Genomic DNA, 21,247 nt, shown 5'->3' on the forward strand with positions numbered 1-21,247 from the left:
AGGAGGTCCGCGAGCGGCAGATCGCTGCAGAAGCGGCAGGCCGCTCCCTAAGGGACTACACGCAGAATCTGCGAGTTACTGCTGAGATCTCACACCAACGAGTGAACGTCCCCGAAGGGGGTCTCTGCCTGCTGAAATGCTGCTTCGCCGGGTCAGACCGCTTCTGACGAACCCGCGCGTCCTCCACTAATGCAGAACGCCGGGGTCTTCGCGGCGAGCGCGGTGGCGGTCCGGCCGCGGGCGGCGGCCCGGCGCTGGAGCGCTTCGAAGGACAGCCGCCCAGCTGCGGTGTCCCAGACGACGACCTCGCCGTCAAGAACCAGGCCAGCGGGTAGCTGCTCGGCGGCCGCAACCAGATCGGGGAACCGGTCCTGGACCAGGGAGCCGCGCCGGGTCTGCAGGAGTACCCGGCCGCCGGGGCCGGCGGGGGTGAAGAGGATCGCGCGGTGGCCGTCGAACTTCTGCTCCGCCGCCAGGCCGCTCGCCAGGACGCCTGAGCCGGGGACGTACGCGGCGGCCTGGGCGAGCATCGGCTCAAAGGGCGGGGTGAGAGGCACTCGGGGTCGGCCTCCTTCACCGCCGTGCCCGGCCGGGCACCGACAGCCTCCCCCGGCCCGGCACGCATCGCCCGTGGATTCGGCCAGAGGGCCCTGCCACGTCAGGCTCCAGGGTGGGCCGGTTCCCAGTACCGCCGCGGCGCCCGTCACGGCGTAGAGCCTCTTCCCCCGGCTATCGCGGGGAAAGAGGTGCCGTTTTCCCAAAGAGGCTTGCCCACGGCCGCTGAGCTGCACAAATGCAAGATCAACATTTTCGGGGGTTCACACCTCCGGCACTAGCTCCGGTCCCCCGCCTAGTGCACCCCTCCAGACACCTCTGCAGCCCCCTCCCGGTGCAACCCGCTCCGGGGCGAGCGCGGCCTCCAGGCGGTCCAGTCGTTCGTAGAGGGCACGGACCAGGCGGTCCCGGTTCTGGACAGCGCACCGGTCCCTCCAGCACTGCGGACAGCCGTTCTTCCGCCTCACGCAGGACGACGTCGGCAAGCCCGGGGCCCGCTGTCCTTCGGCAGCTGGTTCGCGCGGCGCCGTACGTCGGCGGCCACCGCGCGGGCGGGACCGGTCAGCTGGAGGCCGAACTGCTCGTAGTCGCGGGTCGCGAGCGTATCCTCGCCGGTCTAGGCGAGGACGGCCTTGACGAGGATCTCGTACAGTTCGCGGTCGAGCGGGAGCTCCACCTCGGTCAGCCCGTCGGGGTCGTACCGGACCGTGTGGCTGCTGGTCTGGATGGCGGGCCTCGCTGCCGGGGGTGTCTCGTACGGGTGGTCGGCGATCACCGCGGGGTGTCTTCGCCGTCGCCGAGCACGTCGTCCTGGTCCCCGATCGGCTGGGCGAGGAACCGGGCGAGTCCCCGGTCCGCGCGGGCGAGCAGGGCCGGAGAGGGCCGGTCGAAGTCGGGGCGCTGGAGGCCGGGGCCGTCCGGTTCGGGGCTGGCTGGTGTGGGTGCGCTCATGGGCCACCGACTCCGTGCTGGGGTGCGTCGGTGTGGTTCGACGCTGGAGAGGGCCGGGTTGTCTGAGCCCGGTGCCCGGCGTGCTGTCTCGGCCCGCCGGGCACCTGGGGGCTACGGGCAGGTGGCCAGGATGATGGAGATGACGGTGCAGGTCGCGCTCGCGCTGTCGTTGGCCGGGTTGGAATCGGTGGGTGCGGAGGCGGTGCGGGTTCCGGTGACCTTTACCGGGCCCAGCGACAGCAGGTGCAGCGGGACGCGGAAGGACTTGCTCGCGCTCGCCGTGTTGGAGATGGACCCGTAGGTGCAGGTCACGGTCCCGGTGCTGGAGGTGCATCCGGCGGGCAGGTTCGTCGCGGAGGCGCCCGGCGGCAGGGTTGCGGTCACCGTGGCGGAGGTGACCGGGTCGGGGCCGGTGTTGTGGGCGGTGAGCGTGTAGGTCAGGTAGGGGACCAGGATGCCCAGGTGCGGCTGCGCGGTGACGTTCACGTCGATGTCGGCTGCCGGCGGGAGTACATAGGTGTACTGGTCGGCGGGGGTGAGGGTGCTGGTGCCGCCGGGGGTGGTGACCTGGACGTCGACGGTGCCCGCGGCGTGGGCGGGGGCGGTCGCCGAGCAGGATGTCGCGGTGCACGTGATGCCGGTGGCGGGGGTGGTGCCGAAGGTGATCGCGGTGGCGCCGTTCAGGTCGGTGCCGGTGATCGTTACTGCGGTGCCGCCGGCGATGGGGCCGCTGTTCGGTGTGACGGCGGTGATCTCGGGTGCGGGGACGGTGTGCAGGGCAAGGCGGCTGGGGCTGTTCAGGCCGGTGGCTGCGGTGGTCCCCGTGTTGGTGGCGGTGTCGATGGCGTAGAGGTTGCCGGGCACCGTCCCGCTGGGGTTGACCGGGTCGACGGCGTAGACGGTGGTGCCGGTGGAGTTGACCTGGACGTCCTGGATGTTGCCGAGGCCGCCGACGAACGTGGTGACCGTATTGGTGGTGGTGTCGACGACGTAGACGCCGTGGTTGCCGGGGCTGCTGCCGTACAGGGTGCTGCCGTCGGGGCTGATCGACAGAGCCGTCGTGTTGGCGGCGGCGATGCTTGCGGTGAGCGTGTTGGTGGCGGTGTCGATCTTGGCGATGGTGCTGCCGCCGCCGAGGCCGACGTAGACGGCGGTGCCCGCCGGGTTGACGACGGCACCGTACGGCGTGCCGGCGACCGGAACGGTGGCGGTCACCGCGGCGGTCGCGGTGTCGATCACGACCAGGGCGTTCGGACTGAACGTGGTGACGTAGGCGGTGGCGCCGGACGGGGAGAGAGCAAGGCTCAGGTGATTGCCCGCCACCGGCACGCTCGCGCTGACGGTGTTGGTGGCGGTGTCGATGATCTCGACGGCGTGCGCGCCGCTGTCGGCGACGTAGACGGCGGTGCCGGCGTTGTTCACGGCGACCGCGGTGGGGAACCCGGCCAGCGGGACCGTCGCGGCGACGGTGCTGGTGGCGGTGTCGATGACCGCGACGGTGTTCGCGAACGCGGTCGCCGCGTACGCGGTGGTGCCCGCCCGGTTGACGACCACGTCCTGGGCGTAGCCGGCGACCGGGACCGACGCGGTGGTCGCGCCGGTGGTGGTGTCGACGACCGAGACGGCTTTGCCGACGTTGTTTGTGACGTAGGCGGTGGTGCGGCCGGGCTGGACCGCGTGCGCGGACGGCGCGGCCACCGCGACCAGACCGGTCGAGATCAGCAGGGAGGCGGCGGTGGCCGCAACCCGGCGCCGCAGGCGCGACGGGCGTAACAGGGTGGTCGGGGACATCGCGGTGGTTCCTCCTTGGATCACGCGGCTCGGCGGCAGGAACTGGCAGCCCCAAGGGGCCGCCGACGCGGACACGTAAAGACCCCACCAGCCCTGCCGGCGAGCACGGTCACCGGAAACTGGTGGGGCGTCAGGGAAACCGTGGCCGCCCAGAACCGCCCCGGCCCTCGGAAGTAGCGGGCGCGTCCGGAAAGACCCCGTCAACGTCCGAATCCGGACACGACACGACCGGCACCCGGCCTGCGCTCCGCAGCCCATGCGGCCGGGGCCCCCGGCCTGTCCCGCGTAGGCACGCCATCCCGCACGCCCACGCTCAACTCAGCCCTGCGTCGCGGCAACAGCAGCGGGATCCAGCTGGTCCTGGTCACAGCCGCAGGTGAAGGGCCCACACTGCTTGGGGATCCACATCGGCCACCAGCTGGTCGCCCGGGATCCCGGCTACGGCGCGTAGTAGGCCTCGATGTTGGCGGCATAGGTGGCCATGGTGATGCGGTCCTGGGCGTCCGGGCCGAGGGCGTCGAAGGTCGCGTGGATGTTCGCCTCATCGAAGTCCGCGTCTTCAGGACGTGCCGCCAGGTTCTCTACGCCACAGTGGCCCATGCCGCGCGGACGCGCGGGCGCCGCTGGACCTGGTCGCGCCGACGCCGGGGCGTGTCCGCGAGAGCAGCGTGTCGTTGGGCCAGCCGTGAAGAAGATCCATTCCCTCGCCCTCTCCGTCGGCCTGGTCGCCGCGCTGACCGGAACCGCGCAGGCCACCGGGCAGCCCGGCCGTGCGCCGCTGCCGACCAACCAGATCACGAACGTGATCAGCGGCTACGTCATCGACAGCGCCGGGAAGACCGGCAGCAACCGGGTGCCGGTCTACATCTACAAGGACGCCGCCAACCCTTCCGACAACCTGAGGTGGAGGTACGACCCGGCCACCCAGCACATCGTCAACATCGCAACCGGCTACGTCCTCGACAGCGGCGGCGACACCAGCCGGGCCGTGGTGCAGGTCTACGCCTACAAGGACGCCACCGGCCCGTCGAACAACCTGAAGTGGAGGTGGGACGCCGACAGGCAGCACATCGTCAACGTCGCCACCGGCTACGCCCTCGACGCCGGACCCATCCGCTCGACCAGCCCCAGCTCACAGTCCCTCTTCGCCTACTGGGACAACACCAGCACCTCGGACACCCTCAGGTGGAAGACCGACATCTTCAACTGACCCCGGTGGAAGCCTGGCCTCCTGCACGGATCGTGCGGTGACATGACGAGGGGCCCGCGCTTCGGCGCGGGCCCCTCGTACTGACGGCGCGAAGCCGCGGTCAGGTGTGGCCGGTGGCCGTCCGGTCAGCCTGCGGCCGCCGCCAGACCCTCGCCGAACCCGGGTACGTCTTCGAGCCCCACGTCCAGGCGCAGCCGCTGAAAACGGAGTGGGTGGCGGTAGACGCCGCCGCGGTCGATGGCGCGGTCGGCGCTGACCTCGGCGACCAGGCCGGGGTGGACGAGGGTGGTGTCGAGGACGTCGCAACTCCCCAACGTCGCCGAGAACTTCGCGCCCTCCCATGGGTGTCCGGGCGCAGCGGTACGGTGCGGCCGACGGCGCGCAGTCGGCCGTTCTGGTCGGGGCGGCCGAGGACGAGGAGTTGTGGGCGGGTCAGGGTGCCGGTGATCGCGCCGACGATCGTCTCAGTGGTGTCCCGTCTGCTGATCTTGGTACAGCCGCGGTATCCGGGCAGGTAGCGGCTGGTCAGGGGCTTGATCAGGATCCCCTCCACGCCGGATACGTCCGTCCAGGACTCCAGCCATCCCGCGCCTTGGCCAGGTCCGTCGTCATCGGGCAGAGCGTCCACGGCGCGGTCAGGGTGTGCTCGGAGAACAGGTTCTCCAGCAGGGTGCGCCGCTCGGCGTACGGGCGCGTGAGGAGCTCCTGGCCGTCGTGCTGCAAGAGGTCGAAGGCGACGAAGCAGGCCGGCCATCGGGCGATCAGGCCGGCGGCGCCGCGGGCTCGGGTGGCGGCCCGGCGCTGCAACGCCTCGAACGACAACCGGCCTGTCTCGGTGTCCCAGACGACGAGTTCGCCATCGAGGACCAGGCCGTGCGGCAACTGTGCCTCGGCGGCCGCCACCAGGTCCGGCCACCGGTCCTGGACCAGCGCACCGCGGCCGGTCTGCACCAGCACCGTGCCGCCCGGGCCCGCCGCGGTGAACAACAACGCCCGGTGACCGTCCAGCTTCTGCTCGTACGCCACCCCCGCCCGCAAAGCGGCCGGGCCCGGCACGGCTTCCGCGGCCTGCGCCAGCATCGGCTCCACCGGCGGTCTGAGCGTCACGGGGCCTCCCTCGCGGCTTGTCGGCCCCCTCTTCCAGGGTCCGCCAGACCTGCCGGAGGCGGCTCTGCAGGACGGCCATCGCATCATCCATCCGAGGGGCGCAGCGGGCCCGTCGGAGGCGCCCTGCGGGGCTTGTGCGGCACGGTGGCGGCATGCGTCGCTGGTCCCTGCCCCTGCTCCTTGTCGCGCTGCTCGCGGCTTCGGGATGCGTCACCGTCCACCCCGCGCCCACCCGGCCCGCCGGGGCCTCGCCCGCCGCGGTCTCGGAAGACCACAAGCACCCCGTCGCCCCCCGGCCCGAACGGCCGGACACGGGGGCGGCGCTGCCCCTCTCCCCCATGCCCGGCCCTGCGGCCGCGCCTCCGGCCGACGCCGCTCCCGAGGCCGGCCGTGCTCCCGCACCGGCCCGTCCCGCGTCCTCGGCCCGCGAGGCAGGCGAGACTCAGCCCGCCCGGCGGGCTCCCGACCGCAGGGCCGAAGGCCCGGTACGGCCGCGCCGGACGACGCCTGCCATGCGCCCCGCCGCCAAACCCAAGCCCCGGAAGGTGAAGCGGCCGACCCGTACGCCCGCACCGCACCGTCCGGTACGCGCCCCAGGGGCGGGGACCGCGGACATGGCGGAGCTGTGCCGCGCCGCGCACGGCGTCACCAGCCCTGCCGTGGCCGCGCTCTGCCACCAGACCTACGGCCGATGACCGGAGCGTGGTTGTTCTGTCTCAGCGAAGTTTGACCAATCTCACCGAAACTTGCCGCCAAAGCGCGGTCACTGAGCTGATCACCGACGAGCACGCTACGTGTCTGATTGGCTACTGGCTGGGGACGCAGCCGGCGCGTCCGCACATACGGGAGCAGCGATGAGTGAAACGCAGGACGAGCGCATCAATCTGGTAGCCCAGCTGGGCTTCCGGCCCTGCCAGGTCGTTCAAGAGTTCGGCTTCAATGACGACGTCGACCATGAACTCCGCGAGACCATCCAAAAGGTGACGGATCAGGACCTCGTCAACGAGGACTACGCCGACACCGTCGATGCCGTACTGCTGTGGTTCCGTGACAACGACGGCAATCTCACCACCGCCCTGCTGAACATCATCGTGAAACGCCAAGACGGCGGCGTCATCTGGGTCCTCACCCCGAAGGCCGAACGCGACGGGTACGTCGCGCCCAGCGACATCTCCAAAGCGGCGAAGCTTGCCCGCCTTTCTGAGACCAAGAGCGTCAGCATCGCCAAGGACTGGACCGGCACCCGACTCGTCGCACCAAGGCGGTAACCACGGGCGAGCCTGACACCCTGCAAGGAGGGCCCACCCCAGGCAGGAGCGGGAGCTCCTTGCGGGGTGGGACGGTCTCGCACTGGGGCGGTGGGCGGGACCCGCAGTAATCAAAGTTGGATGAGACGAACAGGCAGGTCGTCAAAGCTGGGTGAGACCGGTCAACCATCGGTGAGACAGGACAGGTGCCCACATACCCCGGCTCACAACACCCTCGCGATCCTGGCCACCTGGGAAAACAGGCTGCCACCACATAGGCCAATAGGACATACGAGGGCACTTTGCCGTGACCTCACAGCCTGGTGCGCGGCAGGCTGTGAGGGGTGTTGTTGTCGCTCCGGGTGACTCACAGCAGGCGCGGGCGGCTGCACGGGCACTGCCCGCAGTTGGCGCAGCCGGCGCACTCCAGGCAGAAGGCGAGCGGCCACTGTCCGGGGCAGTCGCAGATCGGGTTGTGGTCGGGGTCGTCCTCGCCGGGGAAACGGGTCTCGCCGAAGGGAGGCTTCGTCCAGGCGTCGACCGTCCCGTCGGCGCGCAGTTCCTCGTAGCGATGGCCGATGGCGGAGTGCTCCTCCCAGACCACGACGACGTCGTGCTCCTGGTCGTGGTTCATGCCGGGCTCCCCGCGGTGAGCGCGCGGGTGAGGAACGCGGCGAGATCGCCGACGGCCTCGGAGTCGGCGGCGGCGAGCCGGGCCGCGAAGGGCAGCTGGTCGACGTCGGCGCCGGGGACGAGCTGGACGAGGACGGTGAGCAGTGCTGCGTGGGCGAGGACCGGCGGGTGCAACAGGCCGGCGGCGGCTTCGCGGGCGGCCGGGGCGGCGTAGTGGCCCCGGTGTGCGGCGAGGGCGCGGGCGAGCCAGGCATCGACGTCCGGCTGCACGTAGGACCCGGCGCGGCGGGTGAGCTCGTCGCGGGCGGCTTCGTCGCCTTCCCGGGGTTCGGTCTGCTCGAGGGTGCCCGCTCACGGAGCGCCTGAAGTTGGTCGGCGCGGGCGGCGACTCGGGCCGCCGCCCGCTGCTCGGCCTCCCGGGCTACGGCTTCGGCGGCGAGCTCCTCCTGGACGACGACGTCGTCATCCGGGGCGTATGGGCCGCCGGTCACCGCGAGGAACTGCCCGATGCGGCGCCACTCGGCGAGCTCGGCCGCGCGGCGGCTGCTGTGGTCGGCCGCCTCTTCGTACCGGCGGTCCAAGTGCGCGTCCAGCTCGGCATCGGCGAGCGCCGCGGCGGCTTCGCCGTGCGTCATGCCCCGGGCGCGGCGCCGGACCGAGGACCGGCCGATCTTCACCGGGTCGATCGGCGTGCGCGGGCCCTGGGCGCGGGCGTCGGGGACGCGGCGCCGCCGCCAGCCATCGGTCGTGCTCATCAGGGATTGGGTGCCGTTGGAGGCAAAGGCGTCATGTTCGGATTTCGTCGGCAGGAACCGCGTGGCGCCTGGATCTGCCGAGCGCTCGTGTCGCCGTCACAGTCGACCGACGGCTACCCCCATGGTGTCGCCGGCGCCGACGGTGATGGGGGTCACGGCGTTGGTCGCGATGTTGATCGCGAACACGGTTCCCTGGGGTGTCCCGTGGCCGTAGGAGCCGACCACGTAGGCGCTCTTGCCGTCGGGGGTGAGGGCCACCTCCGCGGGACGGAAGTACCTGCCTGCCCCGGTGTCCGGCGGGATGTCGCCGATGGGGATGGTCTTGGTGACCTTGTCGGTGGTCAGGTTGATCACCGACACCTTGCCCTGCCTGATCTTGTTGTCGACGCCGACCACGTAGGCCCGCTTGCCGTTGGGGCTGATCGTCAGCCCGCCCGTGCCGGCATCGGGGATGGTGCGGACGATCTTCTGCTTCACGAGGTTGACCACCGAGATGGTGCCGCTGTTCCCGGTCACGTAGAGGCGCTTGCCGTCAGGGGTGACCGCCATGCTGTTGGCCGCTTCGTTGAGGCGGATGGTGGCGATGACCTGGTTGTCGGCGGTGTTGATCACGGACAGGCTGCCCTTGCTGTCGGCTACGTAGAGGTGCTTGCCGCCGGGATTGATCGCCACCTGGTTGGGCCTGCTGGTCTTGATGGTGGCGGAGACCTGGTTGGTGGCGGTGTCGATCACCGACACCTTGTCCCCGTCGAAGGGGTTCTGGACGGCCACGTAGACGTGCTTGCCGTCCGGGGCGATCGCTTCCCCGTAGAGGAGGTCGGGAGAGAGTTCGTCCTTGTCGAAGGGGATGTCCGTGACGCTCTTCTTGGCGATATTGACCGCCGACACGTACTTGAAGGCGTTGGTCACGTAGAGACTGGAGCCGTCGGGGGTGACCGCGACCTGCTCGGGGCCGCCGCCGACGGCGGTGGTCCCGAGCCCCTGGACCTTGTTGGTCCTCGTGTCGATCGGGTACACGTGGCCGTCGAGGCTGGTGACGTAGGCGTAGACCTGCTGGTGCGGCTTCGGCGGGTGCGGGGCGGCCGTGACAGGCGCGGGTGCCAGGAGCGCCAGCCCTAACGTGATGGCTACCGCGATGGTTCGCCGTACAGCGGATCGCTGAAAGTGCACGTGGACCTCCGGATCGACGTGATGGTCTCTCGTGCCACCCGGTGTACCGCTGCGGCTGACCAGCCGTCAGCGGATCTGTACGTCGGTCACCCGGAAGAGTGCCAGCCTGAGCAGCACGCGACGGGAGATGGCACTGGGCCTTCGACCGTCACCAGGAGTCGCGCACCGGCGGAAGCGAACAACCGCCTATCTCCCCGCCCAGTCCAATCAGTTCGACGACCCCGGATCCGATTCGCGGAAATGCACAGACGAGCCTACGAGAGCCCTGTGCACCGGGCACTGGTCTCCGGCGCGGCAGGCGCCCTGACCCACCTGCATCTCCGCCCGTGCGAACCGCAGTCCTCCTGCACCTGCTCGAGTGCGCCGAAAACGCCTACCCCAATGCTCTGACCAGGCTGCTTGCCGGCGACCTCAGCCCCCGCCCGGGCGGGCCCCCGGAAGCCGCAGAAGCACAAGCGGGTCCTCCAGGAAGCGGAGCGCCGCAGGCAGACACCCGGATCACCAGCCTCGTCCAGGCCGTCCTCACCCTGCATCTGACCAGCTCAGAGTGAGGATGGAAAAGGCTCATTCTCGCTTTCACCACGGAAAAGAAAAGGGAGCCCGCCGCCCGAGTACACGACGGCGGGCTGTCGCTCCAGGTTTATAGCAGGGGCGAATTCCGCGTGGTCAAAACGAGATATCCAACCGCTCGACCGCCTCGATGCGCACCTTCAGGCCCGCGCGTCCGCCGCCTTCGACGCGGAAATAGGCGTCCGCTATGGCCTCGGCGACGGCGTCGTGCAGCTCGCTGTCCGTCGCGCCGACGTCCCTGGCGGCGAGGATCCTGGCGGCGTGGGAGGGCGATACGGCGACCTGGATGTCCCGCATCCGGCCCGCGTCAGAGCCTTCCGAACCGAACCCGAAGTAGGCGGTGGTGGAGATGACGAGCCCCGCCGAGCTGGCCGCGCGCTGCCTCGCCTGCGCTCTGACCTGCGGTTGCCACTCGCCTCGGTCTCCTGCGCCAAGGCGGCCTAGAGACGCTTCTGCGGCTTCTTCGTGGCTCCGGAGAGGTAGCGGTCCACCGTCTTACGGGAGACCCCCAGGCGCTCCGCCAGGGACTTTGAGGTGGCCTCGCGCGTGCGAAGGAATTTCATCTGGGCCCGCGCGGATTTCGGCGCGGGACGGGTGAACAGGGTGCGCTCCGCGCGTCGCAGGCCGTCAAGGACCTTGTCGCGCAGCAGGGCCCGCACTGCGGTGTTGTCGTTGCTCATCCCTGGAGCCTCCAGGACCGCCCCTGTGGATAAGGGATGTGTCGCCGGGGCGGTACCTCAGGGGGAGGGGCCGCAATGTCCAGGTTGGTGTCGGAGCGTCAGCGAGCCTCGCACCCGTCCAGGGGAACGCCGCGCCACGATGGGGAGCCCCGAGGGCCCCGGCGCCCCGGGCGGAAGGAGAGCGCATTGATCACCACGAACGTCCAGCGCCACGGCACGGTCCTGGTCAACGTCACCGGGGCACTCGACCAGGACGCGGGCGCAGCGCTCCAGCGGGCGCTGGACGACGTCACCGCCGACGAGCGGGACCTCACGGTCGACCTGCACGGCGCGATGTCCATGGACGCCGCCGGCCTGCTTCACCTCCTGGCCCTGCACCGGCGGGCGGAGAGCCTGGGCCTGCGCGTCACGGTCATCGGCTGGCAGCCCCAGCCCCAGCAGCTCATGGCCGACGTCGCCGGCATCTGCGGGCGCGGCTCGGCCACCGGCGAGCGGTACGCCGTCGCGGGCTTCCGCCGGATGCTCGAACAGCGCGCTCAGCCCTCCCGGGACCTGGTGGACTTCACTGCCGGGTGGCTGCCTTCCGGATGGCTGCCTCGCGCGTAGAGGCCCCGCCAGCCCCGTGACGTCCTTGGCTACGGGGAGGGCACCCCGACGTCGTCGGCAGGTTGCCCGCCAGCTGCAGGGCAGCCCGGGTCCGGATGGGCGGTGGGCCGACGGCGTTGCCCAAGAGCTCGGTCTGCTCCCGCAGGGCGAACCCCGTCCGGGTGCCGGCAGGCACCTCGGCGTCCAGCCGTTCACCTCCGTGGACCCGGCCGTGGCCCGCCGGGCGTCTGCCGCCCTCACCCGTTCGCCACAAAAGGCCGGTTGATCTGCGGCTTCACGAGAGCACAACCTGGGACACAGAAGCGGACACCGGAACACAGGCGTCGCCAGCGGGAATGGCCGGGGTGGATAACGAGCAGCTCACGCCCGTTGCCACCCCGGTATCCACTCCCCGTTTCATAGGTGGCGGTGCGGAGGCGGAGGACCAGTCGGTGTTCGGCGGAGCGACCTTAGAAGATGTGGCCGGACTGGTACCGGACGGTTCCGTCGTTGAGCCGGTGGACGCCGGTGAGGATCCTGTTGGCGGGGGCGGTGAACTCGTCCTTCTCGGGCTGCTCCGAGGACCAGCCGGCACGCCCGATCTGAGACGATTCGCCCCAGGCGTCAACGGACTTCCGCGTTTGGTAGAACGCGTCGCTGCCGCTCACACGGACTCCGGTCAGTGCCCTGCCCGTGGGGGCCGTGTAGGCGGTACCAACGGGCACGGCCTCCGACCACTGCTCGTCGAGCAAGGTCAGCTGCTGACCGTTATCCGCGCACTTGCCCGACCGGTAGCGAGGTGTGTCGCCGCCCTCGCGGCCGATCAGGAACTCGTTGGATGCGGTGGTGAACTCGTGATCGCCGGTGAAGTTTTCAGACCAGGATCCGGGGGTGATCGTCGGGGACATGGCGGACTCGTCTCCTAGGTGATCGGGGAAGTGCCCTTACGAAGATCACCGTAGTAGGGAGAGGAGGGGATTGCGGCCTTGCGGCGCCAAGCAAGGAATGGGCGATAAAAATAGCCTTCTGGGTCAATTTTTGCCTTCTTAATCCTTTCTGGGGTGAAAGGTCGGTCAGGAGCTCTAGCATCTGCTGGCTGGGGCTTTCCGGCTCCGGGCAGGCTGGGTGCGCGGGAGGCTGTGCGGTGGCGGACAGGGTGAAGTCGACGGAGCAGGAGCGGCTGGAGCGGCTGCGGGCCCAGCTGACGGGAACGGGGGAGCCGGACCGGCTGGTGCAGGCGCTGGAGTCGGGACCGTACGGCAACGTGCTGATCGGCGCGCTGCTGCACGGTGCGGACCGGCTGCGCCAAGGCCGCACCCCCACAGATCTGGAGCGGCTGCTGCTGGACGCGGTCGCTCCGGCGATCCCGGATGCCGAGATCCGCGAGTGGGGCCGGGTGTACCGGGAGGTGGTGACCGCCCAGGGGCGGGCGGCGCTGGTGCCCAAGGTGATCACGGGGCGGAGCGTGGGCGAGGGATACGCAGTGGCGGACCTGCGCCGGGATTTCTCCCAGGTCGTCGACGAGGCGCTGGCGGCTCCCAACGTCCGTGTGGTGGATGCGTTCGAGGCCGCGGAAGAGGGTTCGGACAGCGAGGCGTTCATCGCGGTGTGCAAGGAGCGCAAGCTCGGGATCACCGCGTTCGCCCCGCCCGCCGAACCCATGGCCGATGCCCCGGGAGCCCAGGAGAACACGCCGGACGGGGCCGGTGGGGGCCCGGGCGTGGCCGCGTCGTTCCGGGTGAAGCTGGTGCTGGACAGCTTCAAGGTGGAGCGGGCGGTCGGGGACCAGGGCGGCGGCAAGGACGAGATCTACTGGACCGCGGCCGCCGCCGGCCAGGGCGCCTACCGCTCAGAAGAGTTCGGTTCGATGAAGAAGGGCGAGACCCGCCACTTCTACAAAACCACCCTCTACGACGCCCCCATGGGCCAGTTCGTCGGCGTGGCGATCCAGTGCTGGGAAGCGGACCAGAGCAGCAGCGAATGGGACACGGCCCTGATCAAGGCGCTGAGGGAGGCGGCCGCCTCCCTGGAAACCCTTCTGCTCATCGACAGCTTCCTCGGTGTGCTGCCCGTCTGGGTCGGGGTGAGCTTCGAGATCGGCAAGATGTTCCTGCTCATCTCGGAGAAGCTGCGCAACTACGACGACCTCTCGGCCGAACGCAGCATCCTGATGGACTTCAACCAGGTGGCCAGGATGCACCTCAGCAACTCCCCCAGACACAGGTTTACCTTCGACGGGGACGGCCGGCATGTCCTGAAGATCAGGAGCGAGGGGGACCGGCCCACCTGGCCCGTCGGCACGATCGAGATGACCCGCTTTCCCCTGGGAGAACACGAGAACGGACCCATGGCCGCGGTCCCGGTGCCACTGGGATGGCGCAGCGAGAGCGCTCCGTGCCTGGTGGCCCACGACGGCACGCTGTACGCCTTCTTCTCCCGCCCCGGCGACCAGCACCTGATGATCAGCCACCTGCAGGGCCCCACCTGGACCCAGCCCGTTGAGGTCGGTGACTTCCACACCGCCTGCCAGCCCTCCGCCGCCGTCCGCAACGGCACACTGCGGTGCGCCTTCTCGGACCTTGAGGACGACGGTGCCGTCGTCATCAGCGACTACGACGGCACCACCTGGGGTCCCCGCCAGAAGGCCCGCGGTAACTCGTGGCTGTACGGCCCGGGCCTTGCCCCCGACGGTTCCGTGGTGGTCTTCCGCGACGACGCCACCGGCAAGATGCGTGTGGAGGGTGACGGCTTCCCCCCCACCGTCGCCACCACCGGGCCCGTCACCACAAGCGGGCCGGCCGTCCTCTTCCACCAAGGCAGACTCAAGGTCGCCTACCGCACCTCCACGCACCCCACGATCATTACGGACACCGTCGAACCCGGAGATCGGAATTTTCCGGATTATCCCGACTGGGAGAACGACATGTACGGCCCCGACCCTTGGAACGACGACACCGAGCACGGGCCGGCGGCCGCCGAAGGCGGCGGGCGGGTCTACGTCGCCAGTCGCAGCATCAAGGGCAAACTGGAGGTGAACAGCGCACCCGCCAACGAGCGTAACTGGATGATGTTCCTCTGGCTGGGCTGGGACACCATCCGCATGATGGACCAGCCCTCCCTCGCCGCCCTCGGCGACCACATGTACGTCATGTACCGCCGCGCCGAACCCGCCTAAGCCCTGAAAGTCACCGGGGCCGGCCTCAAGGCTCCGCCAGGGCCCACGCACGCCACCACGCGAGCGAACCACCGGCGGAGCCGCCCTGCCCGGGCCGCCATCACCCCACCCGTGAGCCGAAGCACGGTAGTTGTCACCACCGGCATCCGCTGACCTGTGGCTTTGACCGGGCGAAGCACGGCGGTTGTCACCAGATCGGCGCACTACCTGTCACCAGCAGCACGCGTAGCGGACCGGGCTTCAACCGACTCCGACGCCTCACCTGATGTCTGGGCTGCCGAAGCTGGAGTAGGCGACGCCGGAGTGAGGTGGCAGAACCTCTCCTCGCGCCGCCTACTCCATGTCGGTCTCCCGGATCTTGTCTGCGTGGGCGAGTCAGACTGCGTAGGGCTCTGTGGCTTCGCGGGCTGTTCGGCAGTAATCCTCTCGGGACTTCGCGTACAGATCAGCTGCGTCGGCCCGCACTGGGTCGTTCATCTCGGGGGCGTCCAGCAACGTCAGCACATCCATCAAGATCTTCTCGATGCTGAGTGCCGGGCTCCAGTCCTTCCCCAAGCGGCTCATGACGATCGCACCGTCAGTGGTGACGTTCGGGTGGTAGAGCGGTGTACTGAATTGCATCCGCGGCGGGACGTACGGGTAGGTGTCAGGCACGGTGATCTCCACCATGAAATGTCGGCCGTGGAACATAGACTCTTCTGGCGGCAGCAGTTCCGCCCTCCACCGGAGCGTATCCCCATCAATGCATGGGAACACCTTCACCTCCGTGGCCCCCGAGCCATGCAGCGTCTGGATTTCCTTCTGCAGCCTGCTCTCAGCACTGGTCACGACTGTTCCGTCCCTCCTTGCGAACTGGTACATCAGCGATGATCTCGCAACCAGTGAGCCCAGCGCGCGCGAAGACACGTGTGCGTGCTCAAGGCGGAGATCCGCATCGGCCTGGACTCCAGCGTTTGACCAGCGCACTCAACCTTCATGACGCCACCGCGCCGATCGTCAAGCTCCACTGCCAAAGGTCAACTCTCATTGACGTTGGACGGACAGCCCAGCGGACCAGCGTGAGAGTTCTGGTGACAACAAACCTGCCTCAGTGACAACTACCGTGCTTCGGCTCAACCCGTTGCCTCTTGCCGCCCTGCCCCGGCCAGTGGCCAGAGGTCGAAGGCGATGTGTTCGACGTCGGTGAACTCCACCAGCAGCCCGTCGGCGCGGCGGCCGCCGTCGCGGAAGTAGACGTCCTGGAGGGCTTCGGCGGCGATGTCGCGAAGCTGTTGCTCGGAGGCGCCGACCTCCTGGGCGTCGAACGTACTGGGGCGGCAGGGCGACGGTCAGGTGGCGCAGGCGGGCGTCGTCGGTGCTCCCGGGCGCGGCGGTTGTGAACAGGCACGCCCATGGCAGCCAGCCATCCCGCGATAGGCGCCTGGCGGCAGCAGCTTGGTCACCTCGTGACAGCCATGATCGCTATCGCTGCGCGGCATCAGCAGGGACAGCCCTGCCCCTCCTGCTGACGCCCATCCGGTGCCACCGCCGCATCCGTTCACACCGATGACGCCACCTGGAACAACACCCCAGGCCAGACGCACACAACCACCCAGTGACACCCACCGCAGCACCATGACACCCTCACTCAGATTCGCACTTCGTCACTCCGGCGTCAGGGCGGCGTCGCGCCGCCGAAGGTCTTGCATCGCCAAGACCACGCCCCGGCCAGAGCCGACCATCCCCAAGAGCCCGATCGCGACAACAAGCCACCGCCAGGCACTGTGAAAATGCGTGATCACGATGATTGCGAAGGCTAGCTGGCCTACGCCTTCGGCGAGGTTCCCCAGCAGGCGCAGCACCGGGTGCGGTCTCCTGCGGAACACCTTTTCGAACCAGGTTTTTTCCACTTGCCCACCCCTCATCCAGTCCGGAGTCACCCCGGACGACGACAGGGAAACAGTAGCGACGTACTCAACAGGCACTGACTACCCCTTGACCGCTACGGGCGGTAGCGGCGAGGCGAGGCGGCGCGAGGCGAGGCGAACCCTGCTCCGGCGCGCCAGCGCCGTCGGACGCGGCGCAGCCGCCCACGCTGCCTCGCGCGCTATAACCCGCAGTAGCCCTACGGGCGTCACCAGCGGCTCGCGCCGCAGGCGCTTGATCGTCTTCTGTTGTCTTCTGCCACATAAGCGGCGCCGGAGCCGGGAGCCGGAGCGGGGGTGCAGCAGGGGCCGGGGTGGAGCGCGGAGCGGCGCAGGGCCGAACGCCGAGCGGGGCCGGGCCGGCCGAACGCGGAGCGGGCCAGGCCGGGCCGGGCCAGGCCAGGCCAGGCCAGGGGCGAACGCGGCGGGGACGGTGCCGGAGCGGCCGGCGGGCGGGGCGGGGGCCGGGAGCGGACCGGCGGCCGGGCGGGCGGGCACCGGCTCCCTCTACAGGGCGCGCGCTGCCTCGACGCCGTCGGCGGTGGGGAGCACTGCGCGAACCTGGGTGAGGTCCAGGAGCCATCCCAGTTGCGGGGGAACGGGGCCGGCCATGACCAGGCGGCCGGTGCGCAGGATGCGGATGATCTGGTTGAGCATGGAGGAGTCGGCAAAGCCGACCTGGGTGACGTCCAGGACGATGCGCCGGACGCCGGGAGCGTCCACGGCGGCTGTGCAGGCCTGGTCGAGGGGGCCCAGGGTGTCCTGGTCGAAGTCGCCCGTGCAGACGATGACGCGGACACCGTCCTCATCGGGTAGGACCCGGACCTGCTGCTCCACCTGCGCACTCCCCAATATCTGCCTGCGGCGCCCCTGCGGCGCCGCCACCCGCGGACAACATACCGGCGCGGACAACGCAGGTTGTCGCAGGTCAGAAAATCAGGCTCTCTCCGACTGCGCCCGGGGGGAGCGGGGCCAGGCGGGCCGGGCGGAGGGGCCGGGAGCGGGGGGCCACGCCCCCCTCCGAACCGCACATATCACGTACATACGGCGTACGGGGGGCCGCAGGTGAGAGGCGGAGCCCGGCGGCGGCAGCATCGGCCGGACGTTGGCACGCCGCCGGACCCGGAGCCAGTGTCGCCTACTCCCGGGCCGATCCACAGGGCAGGAGGATGGGGAAGGTGACCAGGAAGAGCGTCCGGCGGTGCGCGCTCCCCGCGCGGAGTGGGTCCCCAACGCTGCGCGTTGGGGACTGAACCGCCTCGCTGCGCTCGGCGGGCTCGGCTCCGCCGAGCAGGGCCGGCCCTTCGGGTCGGAGTCCTGCGCTTCGCTTCAGACTGCCCCGGTTCCGCTTCGCTCCACCGGGGTGGGCCCGCTTCGCGGGCCCATGGATTGCCCGCTCTGCGGGCGGGAGATGACCCCGTTTCACGGGGTCCAGGCCTTCGGCCCATTAAGCGGGTCCGCTGCGCTCCCCCACCCTGGGGGCCCTACGGTTCGCCTCCAGGCCTTGACCGCGCTCCGCGCGGCCAGGCTGGCAGCAGCTCAGAGGGCCCGCACCTGGTCGGCCTGCGGACCGCGCTGCCCCTGGCTCACCTCGAACTCGACCCGCTGGTTCTCCTCCAGGTTCCTGAACCCATCACCCTGGATCGCGCTGAAGTGCACGAAGACGTCCGCTCCGCCATCATCCGGGGAAATGAACCCGAACCCCTTCTCCCCGTTGAACCACTTCACAGTGCCCTGAGCCATACCCAACCCCTCACAAAAGACGATGCCGCACGCAATATCCGCACCCGGCCACGCGCCCATCCTCCCCAGCCACCAAGGGGTCAAACCATGATCACGGAGAACCGAAGCGGCGGCGTACGCCGTGCTCAGCCTGCGGGCGGCGCCATGAGGTCAACCGTGAAGTCGATGGCGGCCAGGTCATCGTCAGCGGCGGTAAAAGCGCGCGCCTGCACGGTGAACTTGGCATGCGGGACGTCCTTGAGGTCCCTGGTGAGGGTCAGCTCGATGTCGCCGGGCTTGATGGGCTCGCCCGCGACCCCGGGGGTGGCGGTCAGGCTCCATCCCTCGGAGGTGTCGCCCTTCAGCTTCTCGAACAGGTTGTACGTCTTCGAGAACAACTTGATCAGGCCCAGCTTGACGGTGACGTCGATGTACGCGCCGTCTGTCATCTCCTCCTGGACGGTCGCCGTGATGACGGCCTTCAGGACGGCGCCTTGCTTCGGCGGGTCCGGCGTGATGCTGATGTGCTGGATTTGCAGCGGGTCCGTCGGAAGGCCCTGGTCTCTGTAGCTGAATCCACTCATACACGAAGCGTATCGGGTCAGCGTCGCAGCGTAGCGATAGTCGCGTAAACCGCGGGCAGCCGGCCCGGTGCGCAGCTCCGATCTCTCGCTTTCGTGTCAGCACATGACCTGCGCGTCTCTCGCTCAACGACAGTGGACAGACCTCGATCTCTCACATCCATGACAGTGACCCCCGACCCGCGCAGCCCACGGTCGGCCGGCGGGTCCGTCTCGCCGCCGAGCCGGCCCCAGGTGCCGGCACCGCGCCCGAGGGACCCGCGGTACCCCGCTCCCCCGGCCGCCGCCCCTTGGGAACCGGAGCGGGCGCCGACCGCCCCGCGCCTTCCCGCCGCAGATAGCCCAGTTCTGTCGGGATGGACACGCTGGCCTTCCCTCCGGCCTCGCGACAGCCGCCGCGGCGTTCACGACGATGTTCGCGTGATCGACCTCTCACCCTCACCACAGGCTGTCCGCAGCCCTCCCCTCTAGGACACCCGGATGCCCCGAAGCGCTCTTTCGGGCGACCTCGACAACCACCCGGGCTCACCAAGGGCGGAGCCGAGGGAACATGGTGTTCTGCGTACGGACCCTTCTCACCTAAGAGGTTGAAATGCTGCTTTCCGTTACCGAACCCCTGGCCCTCGGCGTCGCCGCCATCGTCGCCGCGCTCGGCCTCCTCTGAAGCAGTGCAGGCCGTTGGCGGCCATGAGATCGCATGGTCCGCGTTCCGGTGATCTGGGATCAGAAAAACGGTACTGATCGCTGGTGGAGCGCGGCGAAATCGGCCTGGGCGACCTCAATGGCCTCGGGGTACGCCTGGGCCATCTCGTACTCGTACTCGGCGTACACGTGCGACGCACCTGCCGCGCACGAACCCGGCGTCAGCCGGCCGCGGCAACAGGGCCCTGCCCAAAGCGCGGCACGTCCACCACCGTCACATCAAGGCGCAGCCGCTTGAAGCGCAGCGGATGCCGGAAGACGCCGCCATGGTCGATGGCACGATCCGCGCTGACCTCGGCAACCAGGTCCGGGCAGACCACCGTGATATCGAGGACGTCGCGGGACCCCCACCATGAGCAGGGGCTCTCGACCTCAGGCAGCACCACAGCAGCGGGGCCGCCACACCGAACCCGGCGGCCGCCCCGCTGCTGTGTGGGGGATCCGACTTGGGCCCAGCCACCACGGGTGGTTCCCCGCGGATCAGGCGGGGTCCGAGACGCTCGCACCGCACGCGACGCCCAAGCAGGCGCGGCAGATACCCCCGAAAGGCCGGCCGGCCACACCGGCGTCGCCCCACCCCGCCCGACCCACGGCGCTGGTATCCACGGCCGGGGCCGGTGGCAGACACACGACTGCGCGGACCGCCACCGAGGTTGGCAGCGGCCCACGCAGGAACCGTCGAGGTACGGCCGCAACGGGTCATCCAGGCGGAACCGGTGCGTGGCGCCACCGGTACCCGCCAGCAGCACCGAGGCGACGGTCGGCCCCGTGGGTACCCCGATCTTGTCGTGGGTGAGGAGCCAGGCGGCGACCTGGCGGCGATCGAACTGCGGGTGCACGTCCGTGCCGGCCACCGGAGGGGGGAAGTCGGAGTGTCGGCGGCGCCAGTTCACTACCGCGGCCCGGCCCACCCTGGCGATCGGCGCCACCTCCGCCAGGAACGCCCTATCCCGGCCCGGGGCGATCGGGTCAAGGGCGGCGAGCGGGGAGCGGCGGCCCGCCGCCACGGTGCGCACAGCCCGCCAGTCCACCGAGGGCCGAACCACCTCCAGGAGCGCGACCTCCTCGGCTGAGCAGAGGGGGACCGTGGTCACCCCGCCCTGCCGCTTGTAGTCGACGTCCACGGAGCCCGACCCGGGACAGCCAACCCAGACGCACCACCTGGTCGAAGTCGCTGCGGCGGACGCCGAGGCGCACTGCGGCCTGGGCAAGGCCGAGGAGGACGTGCCGGTCGAGGAGGGCGGGCAGCGGTGGGCCGAACCATGAGAGCCTCCGCGGGCGCCCGGGGGCGGCCGCCTGCTTCGGACGGGACACCAACGTATGAAAATCGTTTGCCCTAACGCCAACAAAGTGATTAGAGTTGGCATTTACGCCAACGAAAGGACCCCTAGTGTCCCCATTCGTCTTCACAGTTCAGACCAGCACTGACAAGGGCCGCACCTGGCGCGTCGATTTCACCGCATCCGACGAAGAGGGCTACAACAGCGCCGGCAAGCTTGCCTCCGACGTTCTGGACACCACCTACAGGACCCTGCTGGAGGGTGCCGGCGACGCGCCGGTTCCCCTGGTCCAGGTGCAGGTCTACAACGGCGCGGTCACCGGCGTCGCCCTGGCCACCTCCTCCATCGGCACCGACCGCCAGTGGGAGGCCACCCACCAGCTGCTCACCGAGATCAGCGCCGACATCAAGGGGTTCGAGGAGGAGAAGAAGCAGGCGGAAGAGAAGGCAGCCAGCGCGCAGAGGGCGATCAGCAACGCGAAGCAGCGGCTGGAAAGCGTCACTCGGTCGGCGATTCGCATGAACATGCCTCAGGTCGACATCGCCCACGGAGCGGGCCGCAGCCGGGAGTGGGTTCGCCGGATCCAAGGTTCCATCACTGCCGAGCAGTAGACGCCCCGGGGCTCGGGC

Annotated in this window: 23 protein-coding genes and 3 pseudogenes; 6 read left to right on the forward strand and 20 right to left on the reverse strand. The window is 69.7% G+C overall.

Annotation, left to right across the window (positions count from 1 at the left end; translation table 11 throughout):
* Positions 1–152 precede the first annotated feature (152 nt).
* The 5 genes and pseudogenes from BGK67_RS01440 to BGK67_RS39650 form a co-directional block, all read right to left on the reverse strand.
* Positions 153–557, reverse strand: coding sequence for an ATP-dependent DNA ligase (locus BGK67_RS01440; RefSeq protein ID WP_069918159.1), 405 nt, complete (start codon positions 555–557; stop codon positions 153–155).
* Between the two features lie 261 nt (positions 558–818).
* Positions 819–1,282: pseudogene (locus BGK67_RS01445) on the reverse strand (restriction endonuclease).
* A 44-nt stretch (positions 1,283–1,326) separates the two neighbouring features.
* The gene (locus tag BGK67_RS01450) at positions 1,327–1,506 is read right to left on the reverse strand and encodes a hypothetical protein (protein ID WP_069918160.1); all 180 of its coding nucleotides are present in this window, start codon (positions 1,504–1,506) and stop codon (positions 1,327–1,329) included.
* Between the two features lie 111 nt (positions 1,507–1,617).
* Positions 1,618–3,297, reverse strand: coding sequence for an IPT/TIG domain-containing protein (locus BGK67_RS01455; RefSeq protein ID WP_069918161.1), 1,680 nt, complete (start codon positions 3,295–3,297; stop codon positions 1,618–1,620).
* Positions 3,298–3,735: 438 nt separating this feature from the next.
* On the reverse strand, positions 3,736–3,897 hold the full coding sequence (locus BGK67_RS39650; protein WP_244291089.1) for a hypothetical protein: 162 nt from the start codon (positions 3,895–3,897) through the stop codon (positions 3,736–3,738).
* Between the two features lie 85 nt (positions 3,898–3,982).
* Between BGK67_RS39650 and BGK67_RS01460 the strand changes: the two genes are divergently transcribed.
* The gene (locus tag BGK67_RS01460; protein WP_069918157.1) at positions 3,983–4,507 is read left to right on the forward strand and encodes an RICIN domain-containing protein; all 525 of its coding nucleotides are present in this window, start codon (positions 3,983–3,985) and stop codon (positions 4,505–4,507) included.
* A gap of 125 nt (positions 4,508–4,632) precedes the next feature.
* On the opposite strand, the gene BGK67_RS39655 is transcribed toward BGK67_RS01460, so the two are convergent.
* Both BGK67_RS39655 and BGK67_RS39660 read right to left on the reverse strand, forming a co-directional pair.
* On the reverse strand, positions 4,633–4,821 hold the full coding sequence (locus tag BGK67_RS39655; RefSeq protein WP_244291090.1) for a hypothetical protein: 189 nt from the start codon (positions 4,819–4,821) through the stop codon (positions 4,633–4,635).
* 223 nt (positions 4,822–5,044) lie between these two features.
* Positions 5,045–5,614 carry an ATP-dependent DNA ligase gene (locus BGK67_RS39660; protein WP_244291091.1) on the reverse strand — a complete coding sequence of 190 codons (570 nt, stop codon included), beginning with the start codon at positions 5,612–5,614 and terminating at the stop codon, positions 5,045–5,047.
* A 152-nt stretch (positions 5,615–5,766) separates the two neighbouring features.
* Here BGK67_RS39660 and BGK67_RS01470 point away from each other — a divergent pair, with 152 nt between their 5' ends.
* Positions 5,767–6,309, forward strand: coding sequence for a hypothetical protein (locus BGK67_RS01470; RefSeq protein WP_069918162.1), 543 nt, complete (start codon positions 5,767–5,769; stop codon positions 6,307–6,309).
* A 159-nt stretch (positions 6,310–6,468) separates the two neighbouring features.
* Entirely contained in the window at positions 6,469–6,882 is a 414-nt protein-coding gene (locus BGK67_RS01475) for a DUF3052 domain-containing protein (RefSeq protein ID WP_069918163.1), read from the forward strand.
* A 346-nt stretch (positions 6,883–7,228) separates the two neighbouring features.
* On the opposite strand, the gene BGK67_RS01480 is transcribed toward BGK67_RS01475, so the two are convergent.
* From BGK67_RS01480 to BGK67_RS39675, 5 genes and pseudogenes are all read right to left on the reverse strand, one after another.
* Complete coding sequence (locus BGK67_RS01480) at positions 7,229–7,495, reverse strand: hypothetical protein (RefSeq protein WP_069918164.1); 267 nt, start codon at positions 7,493–7,495, stop codon at positions 7,229–7,231.
* The gene (locus tag BGK67_RS39665; protein WP_244291092.1) at positions 7,492–7,764 is read right to left on the reverse strand and encodes a hypothetical protein; all 273 of its coding nucleotides are present in this window, start codon (positions 7,762–7,764) and stop codon (positions 7,492–7,494) included. Before BGK67_RS39665 ends, BGK67_RS01480 begins: the two co-directional genes overlap by 4 nt.
* A 581-nt stretch (positions 7,765–8,345) precedes the next feature.
* Positions 8,346–9,419 (reverse strand): YncE family protein, encoded by a 1,074-nt coding sequence (locus BGK67_RS01490; protein ID WP_069918165.1) that lies wholly within the window; start codon positions 9,417–9,419, stop codon positions 8,346–8,348.
* 666 nt (positions 9,420–10,085) lie between these two features.
* Positions 10,086–10,367 (reverse strand): annotated as a pseudogene (locus tag BGK67_RS39670) (telomere-protecting terminal protein Tpg); the annotation flags it as partial.
* A gap of 62 nt (positions 10,368–10,429) precedes the next feature.
* Positions 10,430–10,669, reverse strand: a complete 240-nt coding sequence (locus BGK67_RS39675) for a helix-turn-helix domain-containing protein (RefSeq protein ID WP_244291094.1) — start codon at positions 10,667–10,669, stop codon at positions 10,430–10,432.
* Between the two features lie 186 nt (positions 10,670–10,855).
* On the opposite strand from BGK67_RS39675, the gene BGK67_RS01500 reads away from it, so the two are divergent.
* Positions 10,856–11,275: an STAS domain-containing protein gene (locus tag BGK67_RS01500; RefSeq protein ID WP_069918166.1), complete on the forward strand. Its 420-nt coding sequence runs from the start codon at positions 10,856–10,858 to the stop codon at positions 11,273–11,275.
* 449 nt (positions 11,276–11,724) lie between these two features.
* Here the strand turns inward: BGK67_RS01500 and BGK67_RS01505 are convergent, their stop codons facing one another.
* Positions 11,725–12,162, reverse strand: coding sequence for a hypothetical protein (locus tag BGK67_RS01505; RefSeq protein ID WP_069918167.1), 438 nt, complete (start codon positions 12,160–12,162; stop codon positions 11,725–11,727).
* 236 nt (positions 12,163–12,398) lie between these two features.
* On the opposite strand from BGK67_RS01505, the gene BGK67_RS01510 reads away from it, so the two are divergent.
* The gene (locus tag BGK67_RS01510) at positions 12,399–14,429 is read left to right on the forward strand and encodes a hypothetical protein (RefSeq protein ID WP_069918168.1); all 2,031 of its coding nucleotides are present in this window, start codon (positions 12,399–12,401) and stop codon (positions 14,427–14,429) included.
* A 375-nt stretch (positions 14,430–14,804) separates the two neighbouring features.
* On the opposite strand, the gene BGK67_RS01515 is transcribed toward BGK67_RS01510, so the two are convergent.
* The 7 genes and pseudogenes from BGK67_RS01515 to BGK67_RS37170 all read right to left on the reverse strand — a co-directional run bounded on the left by BGK67_RS01515 (position 14,805) and on the right by BGK67_RS37170 (position 19,721).
* A complete protein-coding gene (locus BGK67_RS01515; RefSeq protein ID WP_069918169.1) occupies positions 14,805–15,257 on the reverse strand; it encodes a ubiquitin-conjugating enzyme E2 in 453 nt (150 codons plus the stop codon).
* A gap of 284 nt (positions 15,258–15,541) precedes the next feature.
* Positions 15,542–15,803 (reverse strand): annotated as a pseudogene (gene tpg / locus BGK67_RS39680) (telomere-protecting terminal protein Tpg); the annotation flags it as partial.
* 269 nt (positions 15,804–16,072) lie between these two features.
* Positions 16,073–16,393: a hypothetical protein gene (locus BGK67_RS38180; RefSeq protein ID WP_141753984.1), complete on the reverse strand. Its 321-nt coding sequence runs from the start codon at positions 16,391–16,393 to the stop codon at positions 16,073–16,075.
* Positions 16,394–16,840: 447 nt separating this feature from the next.
* Positions 16,841–17,170 carry an STAS domain-containing protein gene (locus tag BGK67_RS01525; RefSeq protein ID WP_079153925.1) on the reverse strand — a complete coding sequence of 110 codons (330 nt, stop codon included), beginning with the start codon at positions 17,168–17,170 and terminating at the stop codon, positions 16,841–16,843.
* 702 nt (positions 17,171–17,872) lie between these two features.
* On the reverse strand, positions 17,873–18,076 hold the full coding sequence (gene cspE, locus BGK67_RS01530) for a transcription antiterminator/RNA stability regulator CspE (RefSeq protein ID WP_069923539.1): 204 nt from the start codon (positions 18,074–18,076) through the stop codon (positions 17,873–17,875).
* A 125-nt stretch (positions 18,077–18,201) separates the two neighbouring features.
* The gene (locus BGK67_RS01535) at positions 18,202–18,639 is read right to left on the reverse strand and encodes an ML domain-containing protein (protein ID WP_069918171.1); all 438 of its coding nucleotides are present in this window, start codon (positions 18,637–18,639) and stop codon (positions 18,202–18,204) included.
* Positions 18,640–19,499: 860 nt separating this feature from the next.
* Positions 19,500–19,721 (reverse strand): hypothetical protein, encoded by a 222-nt coding sequence (locus BGK67_RS37170; protein WP_244291533.1) that lies wholly within the window; start codon positions 19,719–19,721, stop codon positions 19,500–19,502.
* A 1,007-nt stretch (positions 19,722–20,728) separates the two neighbouring features.
* Here BGK67_RS37170 and BGK67_RS01545 point away from each other — a divergent pair.
* Positions 20,729–21,229 (forward strand): hypothetical protein, encoded by a 501-nt coding sequence (locus BGK67_RS01545; protein WP_069918173.1) that lies wholly within the window; start codon positions 20,729–20,731, stop codon positions 21,227–21,229.
* Positions 21,230–21,247: the final 18 nt, after the last annotated feature.

Origin of the sequence: Streptomyces subrutilus (genome assembly GCF_001746425.1) — a bacterium.
Classification (GTDB): domain Bacteria; phylum Actinomycetota; class Actinomycetes; order Streptomycetales; family Streptomycetaceae; genus Streptomyces; species Streptomyces subrutilus_A.